At 55.4% G+C, this 25363-nt stretch carries 17 protein-coding genes and 2 pseudogenes; 14 read left to right on the forward strand and 5 right to left on the reverse strand.

The window, feature by feature from the left end; genetic code table 11:
* Positions 1 to 279 precede the first annotated feature (279 nt).
* From ACOXYR_RS08695 to ACOXYR_RS08705, 3 genes and pseudogenes are all read left to right on the forward strand, one after another.
* Positions 280 to 1578 (forward strand): D-amino acid dehydrogenase, encoded by a 1299-nt coding sequence (locus tag ACOXYR_RS08695; RefSeq protein WP_113857063.1) that lies wholly within the window; start codon positions 280 to 282, stop codon positions 1576 to 1578.
* 9 nt (positions 1579 to 1587) lie between these two features.
* Complete coding sequence (dadX, locus tag ACOXYR_RS08700; RefSeq protein ID WP_108475353.1) at positions 1588 to 2658, forward strand: catabolic alanine racemase DadX; 1071 nt, start codon at positions 1588 to 1590, stop codon at positions 2656 to 2658.
* Between the two features lie 46 nt (positions 2659 to 2704).
* Positions 2705 to 2818, forward strand: a pseudogene (locus ACOXYR_RS08705) (hypothetical protein); the annotation flags it as partial.
* Here the strand turns inward: ACOXYR_RS08705 and ACOXYR_RS08710 are convergent.
* Together ACOXYR_RS08710 and ldcA are read right to left on the reverse strand one after the other, a co-directional pair.
* Positions 2777 to 4492: pseudogene (locus ACOXYR_RS08710) on the reverse strand (potassium/proton antiporter); the annotation flags it as partial. The pseudogenes ACOXYR_RS08705 and ACOXYR_RS08710 overlap by 42 nt on opposite strands.
* A 96-nt stretch (positions 4493 to 4588) precedes the next feature.
* Positions 4589 to 5503, reverse strand: a complete 915-nt coding sequence (ldcA, locus tag ACOXYR_RS08715; RefSeq protein WP_421355277.1) for a muramoyltetrapeptide carboxypeptidase — start codon at positions 5501 to 5503, stop codon at positions 4589 to 4591.
* A 94-nt stretch (positions 5504 to 5597) separates the two neighbouring features.
* Here ldcA and emtA point away from each other — a divergent pair, with 94 nt between their 5' ends.
* Entirely contained in the window at positions 5598 to 6209 is a 612-nt protein-coding gene (gene emtA, locus ACOXYR_RS08720) for a membrane-bound lytic murein transglycosylase EmtA (protein WP_108475356.1), read from the forward strand.
* Here emtA and ycgR read toward each other — a convergent pair whose 3' ends face one another.
* The gene (gene ycgR, locus ACOXYR_RS08725; RefSeq protein ID WP_421355276.1) at positions 6210 to 6944 is read right to left on the reverse strand and encodes a flagellar brake protein YcgR; all 735 of its coding nucleotides are present in this window, start codon (positions 6942 to 6944) and stop codon (positions 6210 to 6212) included.
* A 263-nt stretch (positions 6945 to 7207) separates the two neighbouring features.
* On the opposite strand from ycgR, the gene ACOXYR_RS08730 reads away from it, so the two are divergent.
* Both ACOXYR_RS08730 and ACOXYR_RS08735 read left to right on the forward strand, forming a co-directional pair.
* On the forward strand, positions 7208 to 7465 hold the full coding sequence (locus ACOXYR_RS08730) for a GlsB/YeaQ/YmgE family stress response membrane protein (protein ID WP_108475358.1): 258 nt from the start codon (positions 7208 to 7210) through the stop codon (positions 7463 to 7465).
* 155 nt (positions 7466 to 7620) lie between these two features.
* Positions 7621 to 9723: a TonB-dependent siderophore receptor gene (locus ACOXYR_RS08735; RefSeq protein ID WP_421355275.1), complete on the forward strand. Its 2103-nt coding sequence runs from the start codon at positions 7621 to 7623 to the stop codon at positions 9721 to 9723.
* A gap of 186 nt (positions 9724 to 9909) precedes the next feature.
* On the opposite strand, the gene ACOXYR_RS08740 is transcribed toward ACOXYR_RS08735, so the two are convergent.
* The gene (locus tag ACOXYR_RS08740) at positions 9910 to 11547 is read right to left on the reverse strand and encodes an alpha,alpha-trehalase (RefSeq protein ID WP_421355274.1); all 1638 of its coding nucleotides are present in this window, start codon (positions 11545 to 11547) and stop codon (positions 9910 to 9912) included.
* Between the two features lie 365 nt (positions 11548 to 11912).
* On the opposite strand from ACOXYR_RS08740, the gene atzF reads away from it, so the two are divergent.
* From atzF to urtE, 8 genes are all read left to right on the forward strand, one after another.
* The gene (gene atzF / locus ACOXYR_RS08745) at positions 11913 to 13715 is read left to right on the forward strand and encodes an allophanate hydrolase (protein WP_421355273.1); all 1803 of its coding nucleotides are present in this window, start codon (positions 11913 to 11915) and stop codon (positions 13713 to 13715) included.
* The gene (uca, locus tag ACOXYR_RS08750; RefSeq protein ID WP_421355272.1) at positions 13708 to 17325 is read left to right on the forward strand and encodes an urea carboxylase; all 3618 of its coding nucleotides are present in this window, start codon (positions 13708 to 13710) and stop codon (positions 17323 to 17325) included. The genes atzF and uca overlap by 8 nt, the downstream gene beginning before the upstream one ends.
* A gap of 9 nt (positions 17326 to 17334) precedes the next feature.
* Positions 17335 to 18009, forward strand: a complete 675-nt coding sequence (locus ACOXYR_RS08755; protein ID WP_421355271.1) for a GntR family transcriptional regulator — start codon at positions 17335 to 17337, stop codon at positions 18007 to 18009.
* A 57-nt stretch (positions 18010 to 18066) separates the two neighbouring features.
* A complete protein-coding gene (urtA, locus tag ACOXYR_RS08760) occupies positions 18067 to 19338 on the forward strand; it encodes an urea ABC transporter substrate-binding protein (protein ID WP_421355270.1) in 1272 nt (423 codons plus the stop codon).
* Between the two features lie 83 nt (positions 19339 to 19421).
* Positions 19422 to 20987 carry an urea ABC transporter permease subunit UrtB gene (gene urtB / locus ACOXYR_RS08765; RefSeq protein WP_421355269.1) on the forward strand — a complete coding sequence of 522 codons (1566 nt, stop codon included), beginning with the start codon at positions 19422 to 19424 and terminating at the stop codon, positions 20985 to 20987.
* Positions 20987 to 22063 (forward strand): urea ABC transporter permease subunit UrtC, encoded by a 1077-nt coding sequence (gene urtC, locus ACOXYR_RS08770; RefSeq protein WP_108475365.1) that lies wholly within the window; start codon positions 20987 to 20989, stop codon positions 22061 to 22063. The genes urtB and urtC overlap by 1 nt, the downstream gene beginning before the upstream one ends.
* A complete protein-coding gene (gene urtD / locus ACOXYR_RS08775; RefSeq protein WP_421355268.1) occupies positions 22056 to 22847 on the forward strand; it encodes an urea ABC transporter ATP-binding protein UrtD in 792 nt (263 codons plus the stop codon). Before urtC ends, urtD begins: the two co-directional genes overlap by 8 nt.
* A 1-nt stretch (position 22848) precedes the next feature.
* Positions 22849 to 23547: an urea ABC transporter ATP-binding subunit UrtE gene (gene urtE, locus ACOXYR_RS08780; protein ID WP_421355366.1), complete on the forward strand. Its 699-nt coding sequence runs from the start codon at positions 22849 to 22851 to the stop codon at positions 23545 to 23547.
* 190 nt (positions 23548 to 23737) lie between these two features.
* Here the strand turns inward: urtE and ACOXYR_RS08785 are convergent, their stop codons facing one another.
* The gene (locus ACOXYR_RS08785; protein WP_421355267.1) at positions 23738 to 25285 is read right to left on the reverse strand and encodes an endonuclease NucS domain-containing protein; all 1548 of its coding nucleotides are present in this window, start codon (positions 25283 to 25285) and stop codon (positions 23738 to 23740) included.
* Positions 25286 to 25363 lie beyond the last annotated feature (78 nt).

Consider the following 25363-nt stretch of genomic DNA (forward strand, 5'->3'; position numbering starts at 1 on the left):
TAAAAGAATAGAACACCTGGGAAAAACTGTAACAAGCACCCATTTTTTTCTTCGCGATTTCTTCATTTTGATGACGATATTTTTACAATTATGCAGCATATTATGCTGGGTAAAATTATTGCTTAGCAGGAGATGTTGATTCTCGCATGCCAGCGCTGGCGGGGTTGTATGTGAACTACGTCACCATAAAAAAAGCCTATGTTGAATAATATTTTCATCTGGGTTATCAATTTGTAATCAGAAGATTGTTCTTTTACTCAATTCGATTCTGGAGTAGCTATGCACGTTGTCATACTGGGAAGTGGCGTAGTGGGCGTGACCAGCGCCTGGTATTTAAGTCAGGCAGGACATCAGGTTACGGTTATCGATCGGGAAGCGGGCCCGGCAATGGAGACCAGCGCCGGAAATGCCGGGCAGATCTCCCCCGGTTACGCGGCACCCTGGGCGGCGCCGGGCGTGCCGCTGAAGGCGATTAAATGGATGTTCCAGCGCCACGCACCGCTGGCGATAAGCCTCGATGGCACGCAGTTCCAGTTGAAATGGATGTGGCAAATGCTGCGCAACTGCGACACGCGCCACTACATGGAAAACAAAGGCCGCATGGTGCGTCTGGCGGAGTACAGCCGCGACTGCCTGAAAGCGCTACGTGAATCCACCGGGATTGCCTACGAAGGACGGCAGGGCGGCACGTTGCAGCTTTTCCGCACCGCACAGCAGTATGAGAACGCGATGCGCGACATTGCTGTACTGGAAGACGCGGGCGTGCCGTATCAATTACTGGAATCCGCCCGACTTGCCGAGGTTGAGCCTGCGCTGGCAAGCGTGGCGCACAAACTGACGGGGGGCCTGCGTTTACCGAACGATGAAACCGGCGACTGTCAGCTATTCACCCAGCGTCTGGCGCAGATGGCTGAAAACGCGGGCGTTACCTTCCGCTATAACACGCCTGTCGATGCGCTGCTGCGGGAAGGTGAGCACATCTATGGCGTGAAGTGCGGCGATGAATTGATTAAAGCCGATGCTTACGTGATGGCGTTTGGTTCCTATTCCACCGCGATGCTCAAAGGGCTGGTGGACATTCCGGTGTATCCGCTAAAAGGGTATTCGCTCACCATTCCGGTGAAGGAAGAGGCGGGTGCACCGGTTTCGACTATCCTTGATGAAACCTACAAAATTGCCATTACGCGTTTTGATAATCGTATTCGCGTTGGCGGGATGGCAGAAATTGTTGGTTTCAACACTGAACTGCTGCAACCTCGCCGTGAAACACTGGAAATGGTGGTGGGCGATCTGTTCCCGCGCGGTGGCTATATTGAACAAGCCACGTTCTGGACCGGCCTGCGCCCCATGACGCCGGACGGCACGCCAATCATTGGCAAAACCGCATTCAAAAATCTGTGGCTGAACACGGGCCACGGCACGCTGGGCTGGACGATGTCCTGCGGTTCCGGGCAGTTAATCAGCGATTTAATCTCCGGGCGTACGCCTGCCATTCCTTATGACGATCTAAGCGTGGCGCGCTACTCGCCGGGCTTTACGCCGTTGCGTCCTCAGCATCTGCACGGCGCTCATCAATAAGGAGAAAGCATGTCTCGTCCTGTAGAAGCCAGCATCGATCTTTCGGCGTTGCGGCAAAATCTCAACGTTGTACGGCGTGCGGCACCGAACTCCCGTGTCTGGTCGGTGGTAAAAGCCGATGCTTATGGGCATGGCCTGAAGCATGTCTGGGGTGGGCTACGCGATACGGATGGTTTTGCGATGCTCAACCTTGAAGACGCCATTCGCCTTCGCGAGTGGGGCTGGAAAGGGCCTGTTCTGCTGCTGGAAGGGTTCTTCCATGCCGATGAGCTGGAGCTATTTGATAAGTATCGCTTAACCACCAGCGTCCACAGTAACTGGCAGATTAAAGCCATCCAGGATGCAAAACTGCATGCACCGCTGGATATCTATCTGAAAGTGAATAGCGGCATGAACCGGCTCGGCTTTACGCCGGATCGCGTCAGTACCGTGTGGCAGATCCTGCGCAAAGTGCCGAACGTCGGCGCGATGACGTTGATGTCACATTTCGCGGACGCAGAAAAAAGCGAGGGTGTCGAACGCCCGATGCAGCGAATCGAACAGGCGGCAGAAGGGCTGGATTGCCCGCGCTCGCTTGCCAATTCAGCCGCAACGCTCTGGCACCCTCAAACGCATTATGACTGGGTACGCCCGGGCATTATTCTCTATGGTGCGTCACCCTCCGGCCAGTGGCAGGATGTGGCAAACAGCGGTATCAAACCGGTGATGACCCTGAGCAGTCAGATTATCGCGGTGCAAAACCTGAAACCGGGCGACACGGTGGGTTACGGCAGTCGCTTTACCGCCACCCAGGAGCAGCGTATTGGTATTGTTGCCTGTGGATACGCGGACGGTTATCCGCGCATTGCGCCATCGGGTACGCCGGTGATGGTGGATAGTGTGCGCACCACCACGGTGGGAACAGTATCCATGGATATGCTGGCGGTGGATTTGACGCCGTGCCCGAATGCGGGAATTGGCGCACCCGTCGAATTGTGGGGCAACAGCATCAAAATTGATGACGTTGCTGCCTGCGCCGGTACCGTGGGATACGAGTTAATGTGCGCGCTGGCGCCGCGCGTGCCAGTTGTGACGGTGTAACTGTGTTGCCGGATGCGGCGTAAACGCCTTATCCGGCTTACAAAAGATCGCTAATCCCCTTAGGCCTGATAAGCAAAGCGCATCAGACAATCTCAGGCGGTTATTCCGCCTCGTCTTCTGCGACTTTAACCCCGACTTTAACGACTTCATTATCGGCTTTCTCCGCGACCGTCCACACCATTCCGGCAAACTCGACCTGATCGCCAACAACTGGCGTTGCGCCTAACAACTGTTGAACGATCTCGCCCAGCGACTGCTGCTTATCGCGAAATTCCTCGACATCGTCAAGACCGTAAATCATCGCCACATCGGCGAATTTGGCGCTGGCTTCGAGAATAAAGTCACCAAAGAAACGTTGATCCAACGCCACAGGCGGCGACTGACTGAACAGTTTGCCGAGCGCCGGAATATCGCGCTCGCGGGCAATTACGCACAGAATATCGCCTTCGCGTAACCGTGTGCTGCCGTTCGGATGCAGCAGCACGTTATCGCGGAACAGTGCGGCGATGCGGGTATCTTTCGGCATATGCAGGTCACGCAGCGCAGCACCCACGCACCATTTGTCGGCGCTCAACTGATAAATAAGCTGCTCCCACGGGTTTTCCGGATGAATATCCAACCCAACGCGTGACACTGGCAAGCCGACAGGCGGCACCACCACTTTGGCGCGTTTCGCCGCCCAGGAGAGCGAGGTGCCCTGAAGCAGCAGCGACACCAGCACCACGAAGAAGGCGACGTTAAAGAACAGACGCGCGTTATCGAGTCCGGCCATCATCGGGAAAACGGCGAGGATAATTGGTACCGCGCCACGCAGACCGACCCAACTGATGAAAATGCGCTCGCGCAGGTTAAACCCGCGAAACGGCAGCAGGCCGATAAACACCGATAATGGGCGGGCAAAGAAAATCATCCACAGCGACAGCAGCAGGGCGGAAGCGGCAATTGGCAGCAGGTCAGACGGCGTCACCAGCAGACCGAGCACCAGGAACATGCCGATTTGCGCCAGCCACGCCAGCCCGTCGAAGTTTTGCAGTATGCCGAAGCGGTTACGAATGGGGCGATTACCCAGCAGGAAGCCGCAAAGGTACACGGCGAGGATACCGCTGCCGTCCAGCGACGTGGTAATGGCAAAAATCATGATCCCGCCGCTGAGGGCCAGCAGTGGATACAGCCCGGTCGGCAGCGTGATGCGGTTAATCATCTGCAACAGCAGATACCCCCCCGCGAGGCCAATCAGAATACCCAGACCAAACTGCTGAATGATATGCACGGCAAACATCCAGCTTAAGCCCGTTTCATGCTGTTGAATCATCTCGATCAGGGTGATGGTCAAAAAGACCGCCATCGGGTCATTGCTGCCGGATTCAATCTCAAGCGTCGAGCCGACACGCTCGTTCAGCCCTTTGCCGCCTAACAGGGAAAACACCGCCGCCGCATCCGTCGAGCCGACAATCGCGCCAATCAGCAGGCCTTCAATCCAGTTAAGGTTAAACAGCCAGGCCGCCGCGATACCCGTCAGCCCCGAAGTGATTAACACACCTACCGTTGCCAGTGACAAGGCCGGGCCAAGGGCGACACGAAATGAGCTCGCCTGAGTGCGCATCCCGCCATCCAGCAGGATCACCGCCAGCGCCAGGTTACTTACCATATAGGCGAACGGATAATTATCGAAAGGAATGCCGCCGATGCCATCTACGCCTGCGAGCATACCAATGGCAAGAAAGATAACCAGAATCGGGATACCGAGGCGGGAAGAGAATGAACTTAAAAGAATACTGCAGGTTACTAAGACTGAACCCAAAATAAAGAGACTAATGACTGCCGCGGCGTCCAATGTTCACGTACTCCCCGATAACGAACAAGCTAGTTACAAAAAGTTATCATAATTAGCGCGTGAACACTGAAACAATAAGAGTAATAAATGTGTTTTTTATTCCGTCAGGGTGGGATGCCCAGTGATAGTCAGCGTGGTGGCGCTTGAAGTATGCACCAGCTTCGCCTGCGCACCCAGTGGCAACGTGACCGTGCGCTGTTCATGGCCGAAATCGAGCCCGCTGATGACCGGAATCGCCAGCTTTGAACGCAAATAGTCGTACATGGTTTGCAAATCATAACCTGCGTCGTAATCGTTTGGTGTGGCTCCGGTGAAGCTGCCGAGAACGATCGCCTTCTGACGCGGCAGAATACCGGCGTACAACAGTTGTAGCAGCATGCGTTCCACGCGGAAGGGATGTTCGTTGATATCTTCGAGCACCAGAATACCGTCGTGGATTTGCGGCATCCATGGCGTGCCCACCAGCGACGTCAGCATCGCCAGATTTCCGCCCCACAGTTTACCTTCCTCGCGGCATTGCGGCCCGTCACCCGTCCATTCCAGCGTGAAGGTTTCATTACGCAGTGCCTGCCAGAAGTGATGTACGGTAAAGTCGTTCAGGGTTTCCGCGCCAAAATTCCCCGCCAGCATTGGCCCGCTGAAGGTGATGACGTCACCTTTTGCCAGCAGCCCCATCTGAATAGCGGTGAAATCGCTGTGCCCGCAGATAAGCAGCGGATCCTGCTGCTGGCGCGCGATTAGGGACGGCCAGTCGATGGCATCCAGCAGACGGCTTGCGCCATAGCCGCCGCGTACCGCCAGCACTATCTGATTTTTACCTGTTAGTTCGGCGAGTTGATTGATATCGGCAAGACGTTCACTTTCGACGCCCGCAAAGCGCTGGCTGCGCCGAGGAATGACCTGCTGATGGTTGACCTGATGCCCTGCGCTTATCAGCCGGTTAACGCCCATTTCGGCGGCGGATTGATTGATGCAGTAGCCCGACGGGGCGATCAGATGAAACTGTGACATGGCAATTCCTTGCAGAGAACGAAACGAGTATCATGCCGCCTGAACCCGTTATTGTCATTACTGGCGACATACTTGAGCTAAAAAGGATAGTTGCGTGAAATTGAGATGGTTTGCTTTTTTAATTGTGTTACTTGCCGGATGCAGTTCAAAACAGGATTACAAAAACCCGCCCTGGGATCCGCAGGTGCCGGTAAAGCGCGCAATGCAATGGATGCCAATTAGCGAAAAAGCCGGTGCGGCGTGGGGCGTGAGCCCGCGTTTGATCACCGCCATCATTGCGGTCGAATCCGGCGGCAACCCGAATCTGGTCAGTAAATCCAACGCTGTTGGCCTGATGCAGTTGAAGGCCTCGACCTCCGGGCTGGACGTCTACCGGCATATGGGCTGGCGCGGTCAACCGTCCACCAGCGAGCTGAAAAACCCGGAGCGTAATATCTCTATGGGCGCGGCTTATCTGAGCATACTGGAACATGGCTCGCTGGCGGGCATTAAAGACCCGGAAGTGATGCAGTACGCGCTGATGGTCTCTTACGCTAACGGCGCGGGCGCGCTGTTGCGGACGTTCTCCTCCGATCGTAAAAAAGCTATCAGCAAAATCAACGATCTGGATAAAGACGAGTTCTTCGAACACGTTGTCGAAAACCATCCGGCTCCGCAGGCACCGCGCTATATCTGGAAAATGCAGAAAGCCATGGATGCGATGTAGTTAATCGCGAACCTTACTGGCGCGTTCACGCGCCTCTCGCTCCAGCGAAAAAATGATGCGCTGGAGCGAGCGTTCCACCGCCGGGTTAACGTTCAAAAATCGAAAACTCAACCGCGGCGTACTGACGGTTTCGTTTTTATGATCGACCACTGTGCGCTCGCTGACCGCAATCAATTGCGCATCAAAATGGAATTTTCCCCATTGCCCCATATCCAGCTCCAACTGAGAAAAACGCATTCCCGGCTGTAAATCACCTTCCGGCTGGCTATCCAGCAGCGCGCCCATTCCTCCCAGCGACAGGTCAAAAATTCGAAAGCTCAGCGCCTGTTTTCCGGGGAGCTGCACTTTGCCAAAGTAGGGCGGATGCAGCGGGGCGGTGATGCGGAAATATTCACGCCGCTGAATAAACCAGAGTGTCGGTGGAACGGGAAGAATGAACGCCGGAAGTCCCTGATGTTCGCCCGCCTGCAGCTGTGTCACCGTGAACTCCATTTTAGCGCCGGCGGTTTCGGCGGTGATGGTGACGTTCTCCACGCGCTGTACCGCGCGGTTTTCGTACTCCTGACTGCCAAAATCGAGTACCAGCGCGGTTTTACTCACCTCCAGAAGGCGACTGATAAACTGCCCGCTTCCCCATGAGACGCGTAGCGGCACGTTATCGCGATGAAGATCGCGCAGAATATTCAATACGGCCAGCGGGTTTTGTTTCAGGAATTGCGAAGGGTATTGATTCATCTGCTATCTCTTCTGAAGGATAAACCGTCTGGTTGTTATCGGTTGACGCCCAGGAAACTTCAGCCACAGTGAAAAAATTTTTTTGTGCGCTTTCTGCACGGCGTGCGGGGGATAAGGGCATGTTCAGGTCAAACATATTCAACGCATGAATAAAAATAAGCGTAGCGGCGAGATTTTTAAGAGTAATTACCTATACTTGAAACATTAGCGGCGCAGAATGTCGGCGCTTTTTTTGAGGTTTTTTTAATTGGAGGATGGTAAAAATGGGTGTTATTGCCTGGATTATTTTTGGTCTTATTGCGGGTGTTATTGCCAAACTGATTATGCCGGGAAAAGACGGCGGCGGCTTTATTCTGACCTGCCTGCTGGGGATCGTCGGTGCGGTGGTGGGCGGTTGGATTGCCACCACGCTGGGCTTTGGCGATCGCGCGATGGGCTTTGATATGCACAGCTTCCTGGTCGCCGTTGTGGGTGCCATTGTCGTGCTGGTTATCTTCCGCTTCCTGCGCCGCAACAACTAAGCATCACGCTGCAACGGCCCCGTTCGGGGCCGTTCTTCTTCCTTTCTGTTGATTCTCCACAAATTTTTCTTCCGCCGGGCGTCTGGCTATTGCGCATCAAATAAAAATGAGAATAATTAGCATTCTTTATTCTAATAATTGGTCAGACAAACATTATGCGCTTCGCCTATCGTACGCTCTCGGCAATGATTGCCGTTGCACTCGCCACACCGGCCCTGGCCGACAATGCTGAAACCACTATGGTCGTGACCGGTTCACAGGGGAGCAGTGAACTGCCTGCCTGGACTAACAGCGCCACCAAATCGGCTGTCGCGGAGAGCAAAACGCCGCAGGTCATCAATACCATCAGCAGTAAAGAAATTAGCCAACGCCACGCCAACTCGGTTAATGAGATCCTGCGCTATGCGCCGGGCGTTTCGACGGAAGTGCGCGGCAGCACCAGCTACATGAGCGAATATAAAATCCGTGGCTTTACCGTCGACAATGAATTTTATAACGGCCTGCAACTGCCCTATAACGTCAACGGCAACACCAAAGCGCGTATTGACCCGCTGCTGATTGAAAACGTGGATATTCTGAAGGGGCCGTCTTCGGTGCTTTACGGCAACGGTTCGCCGGGCGGGCTGGTGAATATTCAGGGGAAAAAGCCGCAAACCGAGCAGCGCACGGAAGTAGGGTTTAACACCGGTACCCGCAACCTGAAAGAGGGGTATCTGGATTCTACCGGACGTATCCTCGACAGCGACTGGAGCTACCGCCTGCTGGGTAAAGCGCGTGAAGGCGACGACCAGCCGCACACCACGCGTTACGAAGATTACCTGGTTGCGCCGAGCGTCACCTGGCAACCCGATAATAAAACACGCCTGACATTTGACGCGCTGGCGCAAAATACGCCAAGCCTGACGCCGTCCAATCCATTACCGCTTTCGTATCTGCGTTCCAGCTACGCCGGGCGTCGCGACTTTGCGGGTGATAAGTGGAGCGGCTTCGAGCAGCGCCAGTGGATGGTGGGGTATAGCTTCGAGCATGAATTCGACAGCGGTTGGGGCATCGCCCAGAAAGCGCGTTATTTTGATATCGATACCCATCAGCGCAGCGCCTATTCCACCGGGAATGCGGGCAGCGCAAACGTGTATGAACTGAACCGCTTTGCTTATACTACCGATGAAGATCTGCACAGTTTTAATATCGATAACCAGGTTACCAAAACCTTCGCGCTGGGCGACTGGCAGCATCACCTGCTGGCGGGGTTCGATTACCAGAAACTGAATTCGCATTATAACTATCGCTACGCCTCGACCACGCCGGGCATCGATATGCTGCATCCGGATTACTCGCAGATCACCAGCGATAATTTAGGGCTTTACTCCGCGCAGAAAAACCGTCTTTCTTACAACCAGAAAGGGTATTACTTCCAGGATCAGGTGGAGTTCGGCGGCCTGAATATTCTAGGCAGCATTCGCTATGATGAGTATCAGTCGGCTACCACGGATTATCTCAATGACCAGCAAAAAGCGTGGATCTCGCAGGATCGCGTCACCAAACGCCTGGGCGCACTGTATGCCTTTGAAAATGGGTTATCACCGTTTATCAGCTACTCGGAAGGTTTCCTGCCGGTATCGCCGCGCGGCAATTTGACCGCGCAGGACGTGAAACCGACCACCAGCAAACAGGTGGAGGGCGGGGTGAAATACCTGCTGGCAGAGTACGCGACGACCTTTACCGCCTCGGTGTTTAACATCCGCCAGAAAAACGTGGTAAGCGCAGACCCAAGCTGGAACTACCGCCAGACAGGGGAGATTGAATCGAAAGGCGCGGAGCTCTCTGTCGTCAGTCGTCCAACGGACAACCTCAACCTGATTGCCAACTACGCCTATACGCACGCTATCAACACGGAGGATGAAACTTATGAAGGCAAACGCCCAACGCAGGTGCCGGAAAATGCGTTTAACCTGTGGGGCGATTACACCTTTGATGGCAGCTTGTTAAGCGGCCTCACTCTGGGCGCGGGGGTGCGCTACACCGGGCCGATGGAGATTTCGCCGGCCAATAACGAAGGCAAGCTGGGCGGTACGACGCAGTATGATATGGCGATATCGTACGATATGTCGGCCCTCGACAGCAGCCTGAACGGCTTGATGCTGAAGGCCAGCGCGCAAAACCTGACCAACAAAGAAACCTTCAGCTGCTACGACAGCACCAACTGCTGGATTGGCCGCGATCGCACGGTGCAGGTGGGGGCGAGTTATACGTTTTGATGGTGAGGATTTTTCCCCCTCACCCTAACCCTCTCCCTCAGGGAGAGGGGACCGACCGAGCCGGTTTTACAGACCTGCGCTGGTTTTCTCCCTCTCCCTCAGGGAGAGGGGACCGACCGAGCCGGTTTTGCAGACCTGCGCTGGTTTTCTCCCTCTCCATCAGGGAGAGGGCGGGGTGAGGGTGCCCTACCTCGCCGCCTGCACTGGCGCATCCGGCACCGTATCGCACGGTTTCTCTTTCGGGCAAATCAAATCCAGCATCTTCAGCGTTACACCGTTGGTCCAGCCAAAGCCGTCCTGTAGCGGATATTCGCCGCCGCCGCCGCCCGTCCCGGTGGAGGTAATATCATATTTTTCCACCAGCTTTTTCTCCTTGTCGTAGGTGTGCTGCACGTTGCTCAGGAAGCGCCAGGTGACATCCATCGCCACTTTCTCCTGACCATAGTTCTGCAACCCTTCCACGGCGACCCACTGCAACGGTGCCCAGCCGTTTGGCGCATCCCACTGTTGCCCGCTGTTAATGGTCGTGGTGGTAATGCCGCCCGGTTTCAATAATCGGCTTTCCGTTGCCGCCGCCACTTTGGTTGCTCGCTCATGGGATGCGGCATTCACGTACAGCGGGAACAGGGCGGCAGCGGTCAACTGATTACGCACCTTGTGCGACTTCAAATCGTAATCGGCGTACCAACCCTCTTTATCGTTCCACAGATATTTTTCGATAGCCTTCTGGCGCGCGTTGGCGTCGGTATCGTACTGGTGACTTTTCGCCGTATCGCCCGCGGCTTTGCTGCCTTCGGCGATCAGTTTTTCCATCTTATACATCAGCGCGTTCAGATCGACGGGCACGATGCTGGTGGTGCGAATGGTGCCCAGTTGCTGGGGGTTATCCATCCAGCGTGAGCTGAAATCCCAACCCGATGCGGCGGCGGATCGCAGATCGCGATAGATTTCCGTGGCCGGGCGATTGGGGTTTTTCTTCGCGGTGGTCACGTCATCGAGCCAGGATTCCGGGCGCGGCGTATCGTTATCATCCCAGTAGCGGTTCAGCAGAGCGCCATCGCGCAGTTTCACCACCCGCTTGTTGGCGTCGCCAGGCTGAAGACTTTCCGCGCCCTCCATCCAGTACGCGTGCTCTTTTTCCATTTGTGGCAGATAGGTTTTCAGCGCGTCGCTGTCATGTTTTGCCAGTAACTCAACCATCAGCGAGAAAAACGGCGGTTGTGAACGGCTTAAGTAGTAGCTGCGGTTACCATTGGGGATATGCCCCCAGGTGTCGATTTCCCAGGCGAAGTTTGCCACCATATCGGCCACTTTATCCCAGTGCCCGCTCTCCGCGAGGCCGAGCATGGTGAAGTAACTGTCCCAGTAATACACCTCACGAAAGCGCCCGCCGGGTACCACATAGGGTTTCGGTAGCGGCAGCAGTGAACTCCACTTTTCCGCCGTTTCGCTGGTGCGGGTTAAGACCGGCCACAGGCCATCAATGTGCTGGCGCAGGGTCTGCCCTTTGGGCGGTACATAGGTTTCGCCCGCCTGCGGCAGCGAGAAGTTCATCTCCACAAAGTGGCGCAGGTCAAAGCTGGTTTGGCTCTTTTGCATACGGTAATCCGCGAGGATCATTAACGGGTCGCTTTTGGGCACCGCGTCGGCAAAAGTTTTTTGATCGGGAAAGAGTTTCGCGCTTTGCACATCATTAAACAGCGGCCCAAGCAGAATATCAGGGGAGGCCGGGTACTCCTCCTGCGCCTGCGCGGCAAAAGCCAGCAGCAGAGCGCTTAAGGTCAGGGTGTGGCGCGCAACAGGATGCGCAGCAATGTTCTTCATCGGTTTTCTCCATTTCGGCAAACAGCAGGAGCGCTGCAATCAACCTGATGAAAACCTTAGTTGAAATTCCTCTTCGCCGTGGCGATTTGCGTGATTAATTGCTGTTTTTTCAGCGCGGATCCCATTGCGTCAGGTTAAAAATGAAAGCCCCTTAATCATTGGAATATCTTTTCGCTGTCTTACTGGTCATTATTTTTACTGATGAATATTTGCACAGTTATCGCTCACGCATGTTCTGAAAGGGTGCAGTTAATTCTTATAAATAATAATGGTGATGAGTTAATCTTTTTTAAAACAATAGGTTAATAATTTGGCATGCCGGTTGCTATATGAATTCCATCTTGTATACCAACAGGAATTCCAACATGACAGTGATGACCGGAAAAACACTTGGCGAATGGCAACAGACCATTGCGCGAAATAGTGACAACGTATTTGCTTTATTACATGACCATCTTCATTCGCTGTCTGCGCAGGATAATGCGTGGATCGTGCTTGCCAGCGAAACGCAGCTTCGCGAGCAAATTGATGCCCTGTTGCCGCACTACCAACAACAGCCAGAACGTTATCCGCTGTTTGGTATTCCCTTTGCGATTAAAGACAACGTAGACGCCGCTGGCTGGCCAACGACCGCCGCCTGCCCGGCGATTGCCAACGTCGCGGAACGTGACGCCACCGCCGTGGCGAAACTGAAAGCGGCGGGCGCGATCCTTATCGGTAAAACTAACCTGGACCAGTTTGCCACCGGGCTGGTCGGCACGCGTTCTCCTTACGGTGCCGTCGCGAATGCGTTTAACCCCGATTATGTGAGCGGCGGTTCCAGTTCTGGATCTGCGTCGGTGGTGGCGCGCGGGCTGGTGCCGTTTTCATTAGGCACCGATACTGCCGGTTCAGGCCGCGTGCCCGCCGGGTTCAACAATATTGTCGGGCTGAAGCCGACCAAAGGCTGGCTCTCAGCGACCGGGGTTTTCCCTGCCTGTCGTCTGAACGACACGCTCTCGGTATTTGCCCTCACGGTGGACGACGCCTGGCAAGTTGCCACGCTCGCTGGAGGGTTCGACTCCGAGGATGCCTATTCCCGAAGCAACCCGGCAACTGCGCCTGCGACTTTTTCGCAAAACCCGGTACTTGCCATTCCGGATGCGCTGGTGTTCTTTGACGATAGTGCGGCAGAGCAGGCCTGGCAGGCGGCGCTCGGTGCGCTGCGCGAAAGCGGCGTGACCCTAAAGCCCATCGATTTCACAGCGTTCTATCAACTGGCGGAACAGCTTTACCAGGGCCCGTGGGTGGCCGAGCGCACCGTGGCGGTGGGTGACACGCTGAATCACCCGGAGCAGATGGACTCTACGGTGCATACCATCATCGCCGCAGGCCTGGACTACAGCGCCGTTGAGGCTTTTAAAGCCGAATATCTGCGGGCAGAGCTGGCACGCAAGATTCAGACCGCGCTCGCCGGGGTTGATGCGCTGGTGGTGCCGACGTCACCAACCATTCATACCCTGGCTGATATGGCGCGCGAGCCCATTCGCTTTAATTCGCAGTTTGGCACTTACACCAATTTCACCAACCTTGCCGATCTCAGCGCCCTCGCGCTGCCGGCCCCGTTCCGTGCGGATGGCTTACCCGCTGGCATTACGCTGCTCGCGCCGGCCTGGCATGACCGCGCGCTGGCCGATTTTGGTCGCCGCTGGCAGCAACAGTTAGCCCTGCCGCTGGGCGCAACCGGACACGCCTTCCCGGCTATCTCTTCGTCGCTGCCGCTTTCCGCGCATCACGTTCGCGTCGCCGTTGTCGGCGCACATCTGCGCGGTATGCCGCTCAATTTCCAATTGACTCAGCGCGATGCGGTGTTTGTTGAAGCGACAGAAACCGCCGCCCGCTATCGGCTTTTTGCGCTGGCGAACACGCAGCCGCCAAAGCCGGGCATCGCGCGTTATGCCGATGGCGCAGCCATCCAGGTGGAGCTGTGGGATATCCCGCTGGCGCGCTTTGGCGAGTTTGTCGCTGAAATTACCGCCCCGCTGGGGATTGGCTCGCTGGAACTGGCCGACGGGCGCTGGGTGAAAGGCTTTATCTGCGAACCGGCGGCGTTGGATGACGCCACCGATATCACTGAATTTAAAGGCTGGCGCCACTGGGTTGGCCGCAAGGAGACGCATCATGTTTAACACCGTCCTGATTGCTAACCGCGGTGAAATCGCCTGCCGTGCTATCCGTACCTTAACGCGTCTGGGCATTACCAGCGTTGCGGTCTATTCCGACGCGGATAAAAACGCTGAACACGTTAAACAGGCGGATATCGCGCTGGCGCTGGGTGGGGAGAAAGCCAGCGACAGTTATCTGCGCATCGACAAAATCATCGCTGCCGCACAGGAAAGCGGGGCGCAGGCCATCTGGCCGGGTTACGGTTTTCTCTCGGAAAGCCTGGCGTTTGCCGATGCCTGCGAGCAGGCGGGCATCGCGTTCGTCGGCCCGACGGCGCAGCAGATTGGCGAGTTCGGCTTAAAGCACCGGGCGCGCGAACTGGCGGCGCAGGCCGGTGTGCCGATGACGCCGGGAACCGGGCTGCTGGACACCATTGACGAGGCACTAAACGCGGCGCAGAAAATTGGCTATCCGGTGATGCTTAAAAGCACGGCGGGTGGCGGCGGTATTGGTCTGACACGCTGCGCCGACCGTGAAGCATTGGTGCAGGCGTGGGAGAGCGTGCGTCGTCTCGGCGAACAGTTCTTTAGCGATGCCGGCGTGTTTATTGAGCGCTGTATCGATCGCGCCCGGCATATCGAAGTGCAGATCTTTGGCGATGGCAACGGCAATGTTGTCGCCCTGGGTGAGCGCGACTGCTCTCTTCAGCGGCGCAATCAGAAGGTGGTGGAAGAGACCCCCGCGCCGAATCTGCCGCAAGCCACGCGCGAAGCACTACTGAATGCCGCCGTTGAGCTGGGCAAGCTGGTGAATTACCGCAGCGCAGGTACGGTGGAATTTATCTATGACCCCGAGCAGGACGCATTTTACTTCCTCGAAGTGAACACCCGTTTGCAGGTGGAGCATCCGGTCACCGAGTGCGTTACCGGGCTGGATCTGGTGGCGTGTATGCTGCGCGTCGCCGCCGGTGAAAGCATCGACTGGGCGCGTCTGGCGCAGGCCCCGCAGGGCGCGGCGATGGAAGTGCGCATCTATGCGGAAAACCCGCTGAAGAACTTCCAGCCGAGCCCCGGCGTGCTAACGGAAGTCGCCTTCCCGGACGGTGTACGCATTGACAGCGGCGTGGCGACGGGCAGTGACGTCTCTGCATTTTACGACCCGATGATTGCCAAGCTGATTGTGCATGCGGATACCCGCGAGGCGGCGCTGGACAAACTGGCTCAGGCGCTGAATGCCACGCGGTTGCACGGTATCACCACCAATCTCGATTATCTGCGTCAGATAACGTCAAGCGAGGCGTTCACAGAAGGCCGCGTCTGGACGCGCTGGCTCGATAGCGTAGAGGCAGAATCGCCGGTGATTGAAGTGCTGCAGCCTGGCACCTGGAGCAGTATTCAGGATTATCCGGGGCGCCTCGGTTACTGGGATATCGGCGTACCGCCGTCCGGGCCGATGGATGATTACGCCTTTCGGCTGGCGAACCGCATTGTCGGCAATCACCACACCGCCGCCGGGCTGGAATTTACGCTTCAGGGGCCAGTATTGCGTTTTCACACAGACGCGGTCATTGCCCTCACCGGGGCTGATTGTCAGGCGCTGCTGGATGAGACGCCCGTGCCGCTCTGGCAGCCGGTCACGGTTAAACGCGGGCAAACCCTCAGCCTTGGGCGCGCAAAAGCGGGGTGTCGCGCGTACCTCGCCGTACGTAACGGTTTTGATGTGCCGGAGTACCTCGGAAGCCGTTCCACCTTCGCGCTGGGCCAGTTTGGCGGCCATGCCGGACGCACGCTGAAAGTCGCCGATCTGCTGCCCGTTTCGCGCCCGGAGCTGAGCGCCTGTACTACGCCTGCACCGGTGAGCGAACCGCAGGCGCTGGCCGCGTCGCTGGTGCCAGAGTATGGCGATAGCTGGCGCATCGGCGTGCTGTATGGCCCACACGGCGCACCGGATTTCTTCAGTCAAAAATCGATTGATGATTTTTTCGCCAGTGAATGGCAGGTGCATTACAACTCTAATCGCCTGGGCGTGCGTCTGGTCGGTCCAAAACCGGAATGGACTCGCCCGGACGGTGGCGAAGCCGGGTTGCACCCCTCCAACGTGCATGACTGCGAGTACGCGATTGGCGCGATTAACTTCACCGGTGATTTCCCGGTGATCCTGACGCGCGACGGGCCAAGTCTTGGCGGTTTTGTTTGCCCGGTCACCATTGCGAAAGCGGAGCTATGGAAAGTGGGGCAGGTGAAGCCGGGCGACACGATTCGCTTCTACCCGATAAGCGTGGCCGATGCCGTCGCACGGGAAAAGGCGATGGATCGCACGATCGATACACTCCAGTCCAGCCATCTGGCGACATTTGCCGTGCCATCGCTGGCCGCGCGTGATGGCGTCTCGGCGGCGGCGCTGGTGTCGTTGCCCGCCAGCGTGACAACGCCCGCCATCGTCTATCGCCAGGCGGGGGATAACTACATCCTGATTGAATACGGTGACAACGTCCTCGATCTGGCGCTGCGCCTGCGCGTGCATCTGCTTATGGCGCGGCTGAACGATTTATCACATCCGGGTGTTAAAGAGCTTTCGCCGGGCGTGCGCTCGCTACAGGTGCGCTACGACAGCCGTGAAATCAGCCAGCAGGCGCTGGTGGCGATTCTTCTGGAGCAGGAGTCGCACATGGGCGATGTCAGCGCGATGAAAGTCCCGTCGCGCATCGTCTGGCTGCCGATGGCTTTTGAAGACACCGCCACGCTGGACGCCGTCAGCCGCTATCAGGATACGGTTCGCGCCAGTGCGCCGTGGCTGCCAAATAACGTTGATTTCATTCAGCGCATCAATGGGCTGGCGAGCCGGGAGGCGGTGCGTGACACGATTTTCGATGCCAGCTATCTGATCCTCGGGCTGGGTGATGTTTACCTGGGCGCACCTTGCGCTGTACCCATTGACCCGCGTCACCGCCTGCTGAGTTCGAAATACAACCCGGCGCGTACCTTTACCGCCGAAGGCACGGTCGGTATTGGCGGCATGTATATGTGCATCTATGGCATGGACTCCCCCGGCGGTTATCAACTGGTCGGGCGCACGCTGCCTATCTGGAACAAATTCCTCAAAAACCGTCAGTTCGCGGCGGGCGAACCGTGGCTGCTGCGCTTCTTCGACCAGGTACGCTTCTATCCGGTCAGCGAAAGCGAACTCAATCAACTGCGTGATGATTTCCGTGAAGGACGGGCCACCGTGCGCATCGAAGAGAGCGAGTTCGATTTTGCCGAGCATCTGCGCTTCCTTGAGGACAACGCTGACGAGATTCGCCATTTCCGCGAGAAGCAGGCGCTGGCCTTTGAAAGCGAAGTCGCGCGCTGGCAGATGGATGAACAAGCCGTCGACGCAGAACGCCCGCATCAGGTCGTCATCGAGGAAGCCGATGATGATGCGTTCGCCGTGACCGGCGATATGAACGGCAACATCTGGAAAGTGCTGGTGAAACCGGGCGATGAGGTGACGGACGGGCAGCCGCTGATCATCGTCGAAGCGATGAAAATGGAACTGGCGATCCACGCACCTAAAGCGGGAACAGTGAAACGCATCGCCTGTCAGCCGGGGCACCCGGTCAGCCCCGGTGATGCGCTGCTGTGGCTGGAGTAAGGGGGCGGAATGGAAAGCAGCAAACGTAGCCCCGGCCTTGGTGAGCGCATCTATCACGCGCTGAAAAATGACATCTTCGATTTTCGCCTGATGCCCGGTGAGCATTTCAGCGAAAACGAAATTTCAGAGCGGATGGCCGCCAGCCGTACGCCGGTGCGTCAGGCCCTGTTTCGTCTCGAACAGGAGGGCTACGTGCAGGTGTACAGCCGGAGCGGTTGGCAAGTCAAACCCTTTGACTTCGCATGGTTCGAAGCGCTGTACGACTTTCGCATCGTACTGGAGTGTGAAGCGGTAAAGCGCCTGTGCGACATGCCGCCCGCAACATGCCAGAACCACCTCGCGCCGCTGGTGGATTTCTGGATAGACGCGCCGCGCATGGCGCCTGGCAAAACGCTTTCGCGCCATGACGAGGCTTTTCATACCACACTGGTGCGCGCCAGCGGCAACGAAGAAATGGTGCGCGTACATATCGAGCTGACGGAAAAGATTCGCATTATTCGCCATCTCGACTTCACCCGCGAGGACCGCGTGGATGCCACCTATCAGGAGCACGCGCGCATTTTGCAGGCGGTGCTGCGTCAGCAAAGAGAAGAGGCGCAGCGCCTGCTGACGGAACACATTTCACAGAGTAAAGCCGAGGTCAGAAAAATTACCCTGCACCGGCTTCAGCAGGCCAGGTTGTAAGACGTTCCCGCTCCGCATCTGCGGAGACATTAATCAATATTATTTAGGGGTTTAGTGATGAAAAGACGTTCTTTACTGAAAGCTTTTGCCCTCTCCGCGACGTTTTTGAGCATGGGCATCTCGTTACAGGCATACGCAGCAGACACCATTAAAGTCGGCATCATGCACTCGCTCTCCGGCACGATGGCGATTTCAGAAACGCCGCTGAAGGATATGGCGCTGATGACCATTGATGAAATCAACGCCAAAGGCGGCGTGCTGGGTAAAAAGCTGGAGCCGGTGGTGGTTGATCCGGCGTCCAACTGGCCGCTGTTCGCGGAAAAGGCGCGCCAGCTGCTGAGCCAGGATAAAGCCGCCGTGGTGTTTGGCTGCTGGACGTCGGTGTCGCGCAAATCGGTGCTGCCGGTATTTGAAGAACTGAACGGCCTGCTGTTCTATCCGGTGCAGTATGAAGGTGAAGAGATGTCGCCAAATGTGTTCTATACCGGGGCCGCGCCTAATCAGCAGGCTATCCCGGCGGTGGAATACATGATGAGCGAAGACGGTGGCGGGGCGAAGCGCTTCTTCCTGCTGGGCACCGACTACGTTTATCCGCGCACCACCAACAAAATTCTGCGCGCGTTCCTGCATTCAAAAGGCGTTCAGGATAAAGACATTGAAGAGGTGTATACGCCGTTTGGTTACAGCGACTATCAGACGATCGTCTCTAACATCAAAAAATTCTCCGCAGGCGGTAAAACGGCGGTGATCTCCACCATCAACGGTGACTCCAATGTTCCGTTCTACAAAGAGCTGGCAAATCAGGGCATTAAATCCACCGACGTGCCGGTGGTGGCGTTCTCTGTCGGCGAAGAGGAATTGCGCGGCATTGACACCAAACCGCTGGTGGGTCACCTGGCCGCGTGGAACTACTTTGAATCGGTCAGCAACCCGGTGAACAGCAAATTCGTGGCGGATTATCGCGCCTATGCCAAAGCGCATAAATTACCGAACGCCGATACCGTGGTGACCAACGACCCGATGGAAGCGACCTATGTCGGTATCCACATGTGGGCTCAGGCGGTGGAAAAAGCAGGCACCACGGATGTTGATAAAGTGCGGGAAGCGATGGCGAATCAATCGTTTGCTGCGCCGAGCGGCTTCACCCTCACCATGGACGCCACTAATCACCACCTGCATAAACCGGTGATGATTGGCGAAATCGAAGATAACGGCCAGTTCAACGTCGTATGGCAGACCGAACAACCGGTGCGCGCGCAGCCGTGGAGCCCGTACATTCCGGGCAATGATAAAAAATCGGAAAGTCCGGTGAAGACGGGCGGTAAATAATCGCAGCGGTGGGGGCGGATGACGCCTCTGCCAACGGTTGGCTGGCCCGGCGTCGTCGGGCCACAAAAGAAGACACCGACACGATGAAAATTTTAAGCACTCTTTTTATTAGCTGTCTGTTGATGGCAACCTCGGCGCTGGCCGGCCCCGCCGAAGAGTACGGCAAGGCGAACCGCAGCCAGCAGGCGCAGTTGTTGCAACAGTGGGCGCAAACGCCGGACGCTTCCCGTCTGACGCTGTTACAGGCGTTGAACCGTGAAACGGTGGTGATGGACACCCAGGGGCAGCTTTTTTCACAACAACAGGGCACATTGACGCCGCTGGAGGGCGACGCTGTGCCCGCAGGCGCGACGAAAAAAGTGTTTATGAATAACCGCCTGCGTGGGCTGGTCGTCAGTGCGCTGTCGGCGCATCAACTGGTAAGCCCGGACGATGCTGTGCGGTTGCAGGCGGCGCAGGCGTTGCAGACCAGCGCGCAGGCAGATCAGTTGCCGTTTCTCAGCCAGCGTCTTGCTGCTGAAAAGAATAACGCCGTACATCAGGCGCTGGGTATCGCGGTCGCCGGATTACAGTTAACCGATAGCCGCCCGGCCCAGCGTTTGCAGGCGGTGAAATTACTGGGCGAGGCCAGCGACCCGCAGGTACAGGCGAGTCTGAACCGTCTCACCCAGCCAGAAAACGAACCGGATGCGGCGGTACGCGAGGCGGCTGCCGATAGCCTGAAACAGATCCAGCAACGCCTGAAATGGGGCGAATGGCTGGGGCTGGCGTTTAGTGGCTTATCACTGGGCTCGATTCTGCTGCTGGCGGCGCTGGGCCTGGCCATTACTTACGGCTTGCTGGGCGTTATCAATATGGCCCACGGAGAAATGCTGATGTTGGGCGCATACGCGACCTGGCTGGTGCAGGACGTCTTTGCCCGATACGCGCCGGACTGGCTGGCACTTTACCCACTGGCGGCGCTGCCGGTGGCTTTCGCCATCACCGCCGTGATCGGGATGCTGCTTGAGCGCACGATCATTCGCCATTTATATGGGCGACCGCTGGAAACGCTGCTGGCGACGTGGGGGATCAGCCTGATGCTGATCCAACTGGTGCGCGTAATATTTGGCACGCAGAACCTGGAAGTGGCGAACCCGGCGTGGTTATCGGGCGGCTGGAACGCGCTGCCGAATCTGGTGCTGCCGTACAACCGTATCGCGGTGATTGTTTTCGTGGCGGGCGTGCTGGCGCTGACCTGGCTGCTGCTCAATAAAACCCGTCTCGGAATGAACGTACGGGCGGTCACACAGAATCGCCGGATGGCAGATTGCTGCGGTGTACCGACCGGGCGTGTGGATATGCTGGCGTTTGGGCTGGGTTCCGGCATTGCCGGGTTGGGCGGCGTGGCGTTATCTCAGTTGGGCAATGTGGGGCCGGAGCTGGGACAGGGTTACATCATCGACTCCTTCCTGGTGGTGGTGACCGGCGGTGTTGGGCAACTGGCAGGTACCGTGGTGGCCGCGCTGGGCCTGGGCGTGCTGAATAAGTTTCTCGAACCGCAGCTTGGTGCGGTGCTGGGTAAAATCGCCATCCTGGTGATGATTGTACTGTTTATCCAGAAGCGGCCACAGGGGCTGTTTGCCTTCAAAGGGAGGGTGATTGACTGATGAGCCAGCCACTGACACTGACTTTAGCCCGCCGCGCGCCGCGTGTGTCGGGCGCACTCGGCGCGTTGATTTTCATCGCGCTGCTGATTCTGCCGTTTCTGGCGCTGTTGCCTGCGGCGCATCCGCTGGCGATGTCAACCTACACGCTTACGCTAATCGGCAAAATTCTGTGCTATGCGATTGTCGCCGTGGCGCTGGATCTGGTGTGGGGCTACGCCGGTCTGCTCTCGCTTGGACACGGGTTATTCTTCGCCCTTGGCGGCTACGCGATGGGCATGTACCTGATGCGCCAGGCCGCGGGCGACAGCTTACCGGCGTTTATGTCATTTCTCTCGTGGACGGAACTGCCGTGGTTCTGGGTCGGTACCCAGCATTTTGCCTGGGCGCTGTGCCTGATCATTCTGGTACCTGGCCTGCTGGCGCTGCTGTTTGGCTACTTCGCTTTCCGCTCGCGCATCAAAGATGTCTACTTCTCGATCATGACCCAGGCGCTGACCTACGCGGGTATGTTGCTGTTTTTCCGTAACGAAACCGGTTTTGGCGGCAATAACGGCTTTACGGGATTCACCACCATTTTAGGCTTCCCTGTGTCGGCGACGGGCACACGCATTGCGCTGTTTATCGCCACCGTGTTGCTGCTGGTGGCGGCGCTGGCAATCGGCGTGGCGCTGACTCGCAGCAAGTTTGGCCGCGTGCTGACCGGCGTGCGCGATGCGGAAAATCGCCTGATGTTCTGCGGCTACGATCCACGTGGTTTCAAGCTGTTCGTCTGGACGCTGTCAGCGGTGTTGTGTGGCCTGGCGGGAGCGCTGTATGTGCCGCAGGTGGGCATTATCAACCCCAGTGAAATGTCGCCCACTAACTCTATTGAGGCGGCGATTTGGGTGGCGCTCGGTGGTCGCGGATCGCTGATTGGCCCGGTGCTGGGCGCGGGCATTGTGAACGGTGCGAAAAGCTGGTTTACCGTCGCCTTCCCGGACTACTGGCTCTTTTTCCTCGGCCTGATGTTTATTCTGGTGACCCTGTTTTTACCACGCGGCGTGATTGGCCTGCTCAAACGGAGGAAGCATGACTGATTCCCTTTTTACCCAGCCGCTGCCACAGGATCGCTATCGCGGCAAAACCGACCCGGTGCTGCAACTGGAAAAAATCAACGTCACCTTTGACGGCTTTCGTGCGTTAACCGATCTCTCATTGTCCATTGGCGTGGGTGAACTGCGCTGCGTGATTGGCCCTAACGGCGCGGGCAAAACCACGCTGATGGATGTGATCACCGGGAAAACGCAGCCAGATAATGGGCGGATTTTTTACGATCAGACTATCGATCTGCGCACCTTATCGCCCGTTGAGATTGCCCGCGCGGGGATTGGCCGCAAGTTTCAGAAACCCACCGTGTTTGACGCGCTGACGGTGCTGGAAAACCTCGAAATCGCGCAAAAAAATGACAAATCCGTGTGGCACAGCCTGCGCGCTAAACTCAGCGGTGAGCAGCGGGATCACATCCATGAGGTGCTGCATCTGCTGCGTCTTACCGACGCCAGTCAGCGCGCCGCGGGGTTGTTATCCCACGGGCAAAAGCAGTTTCTGGAAATTGGCATGCTGCTGGTGCAGGAGCCGCATCTGTTGCTGCTGGATGAACCCGCCGCCGGGCTGACGGATGCGGAAACGGAATACATCGCTGAACTGTTTCGGACGCTGGCAGGAAAGCACTCATTGATGGTGGTTGAGCACGATATGGGATTTGTCGAAAGTATCGCCGACCACGTGACGGTGCTGCATCAGGGGCAGGTGCTGGCGGAGGGCTCGTTGCGCGACGTGCAGGCCAATGAGCAGGTTATCGACGTTTATCTGGGGCGCTAATATGTTGCAGGTTCAGGATCTTAATCAATATTACGGCGGCAGCCACATTCTGCGTGGCTTATCGTTCGACACCACGCCGGGGGAAATCACCTGCCTGTTAGGGCGCAACGGCGTGGGCAAAACCACGCTGCTGAAATGTCTGATGGGCGTGATTCCGGCGAAATCTGGTGAGATCCGCTGGAAAGGGAAGGTGATTAACGGGATGAAGCCGCATCAGCGCGTGCAGCAAGGGATTGCGTATGTGCCGCAGGGGCGCGAAATATTCCCGCGTCTGACGGTAGAAGAAAACCTGTTGATGGGGCTGGCGCGTTTCTCCGGGCGTGACGCCAGTGCCGTTCCGCAAGAGATTTATGAACTTTTCCCGGTGCTGCGTGAAATGAAACAGCGACGCGGCGGCGATCTCTCCGGCGGGCAACAGCAGCAACTGGCGATTGGCCGCGCGCTTGCCTGTCGCCCGGAGCTGCTTATTCTTGATGAACCGACCGAAGGTATTCAGCCATCGGTCATCAAAGAGATTGGCGCGGTGATCAGAAGCCTCGCCAATCGCGGTGATATGGCGATTCTGCTGGTGGAGCAGTTTTACGATTTCGCTGCCGAACTTGCGGATAACTATCTGGTGATGTCGCGCGGGGCGATTATCCAGCGCGGGCGCGGTGATGAAATGGAGGCGCAGGGCGTGCGGGGATTGGTGGCGATTTAACGAAGGGAGAATAAAAGCACCCGTGGCTACTGACAAACCTGATTAACCACTAGTTTCTGCGCATGTGCCGGGTGATGTTATGCTCACCCGACCGGCTATGCCATGGAGTGTGTAAATTTGCAGACCCGGTAAGCGAAGCGTTACCGGGAAAAATCTAAACGCACACACTATCAATCTCTTTGTCATATTTTTATTTAAACGTATTCGCCATTATAGAACTCATCATGTTCTCATAAGGAATGAAAAAATCATGATTTTTGTGTATAAAACAATCATGGTTTTCATTAGGGAGTTGGGGGATTAATACTTTTTTAATTTTCCCATTTATAAGAGTAATGGAATTAATTGTAACTTTTTGCCCTACATCAGCATCTGGTAGCCAGATCTCAAATAAAGGGTAGTCAATGTGTGAATTTTTTCGTGCAGAGTCGTCTTTAATAAATGTTTCGCCAAAGTGTTGGTAAGCCATCCAATTGGTAAAGCTGCCATATGTTTTATTAAAGAAACCATCTGGACTTATAGTGATTTTAATGTTGTTCCATTGAAATATAGAAAAAATGAATCGAGTACCTTTTGACTCTTTACTCACTATTTGAATGAATGGTGTGTAATCAAATTTATTATTGCATAAAGCATATAATGTAAGCGGGGTATTTGCAGTATTGTAGCTGGCAATAGAAACCTTGGCATCATTATCATTTTTCTGTATTTCTTTCAAGGTAACAGATACAGCTTTCTGCCATAAAGAATTACCTAGTGCTACTTGTTTTAAATTATTAATTGCTTGTGACCACTGTTTTACAAATTTTGGTGATGTTGTTTTGTAAAAGTAAAACGATGATCCTCCATCTATACCCATAGCATCATTAATGAGTTCATCATCTGTAACTAGTTCATTGTTCAGTGCGAATCTGCCTTTGCGGTCGCCGATGAATAATGACCATGAGTCTGATATTATTCTTAATTTTTCTGGGTAGCCAATCTCAACGGAATCAGCGTGGAGATGGTCATTAGATACAGCACAAAGGAAATTTTCTTCGGGATCATATAGATCAGAATCCCAGTTTATCCTTTTTTTGTATTCTCTTATTTCATGGTCGTTTAATGTGAGGAAAGGTGATGAAAAAACAAGGTATATCCCATGTTTGAAAATTACTTGGGGGTCATTGTCTTTATGATCGCAATGGATTAAAAAGTGATCTTTTATCCCTGCGGAAGTAAAAGCATCTGAAATCACAGCAGACATCTTATCCCGGCTCTGTTTATTTTTATAAAGATAAATTTTCTGTTGGGGTGATATTTTTAATGGATGCTGTTCTACTACTTCTGGAATCCTACTCGTCGATAGAGGTGTACCTGAGCTATCGATGTTCAGTTGCAGTCCGATGGTATAGTATGGTGTAGATTTTAAGTATTCAGCAAATGGGACTTTAAGTTCATGCCATGTTGTCGAAATTAAAATGGCTCTGACTTTATTTGTCCCAACGCCAAGTTGTGCCGTTAGTATTGATAAATATTTAAATAGCTCATGAATACCTTGTCTGGCAGCCTGGTTGCTACGTTTAAGTTCGATAACCACATAATTATCATATTCATCTTTTGCAAGAATATCGATACTACCATTAGCGCCAAATTCATTTTTAAGATAGTACTCTTTAGCTACTAATCTAAGTCCGCTTTCGATAATGTCGAGGTTTTCTGCAAGTTTATCACGGATGGTACTTTCGTGGAAGATCATAATATTTCCCTGTTGTTCTTAGTATACTAGTAAATTGATAGTAAAACTGAATTTTATTTCATGATATCTTTTTGTTTA

It is taken from the genome of Pseudocitrobacter faecalis (assembly GCF_965231525.1).
In the GTDB taxonomy this organism is placed as follows: Bacteria; Pseudomonadota; Gammaproteobacteria; order Enterobacterales; family Enterobacteriaceae; genus Pseudocitrobacter; species Pseudocitrobacter faecalis.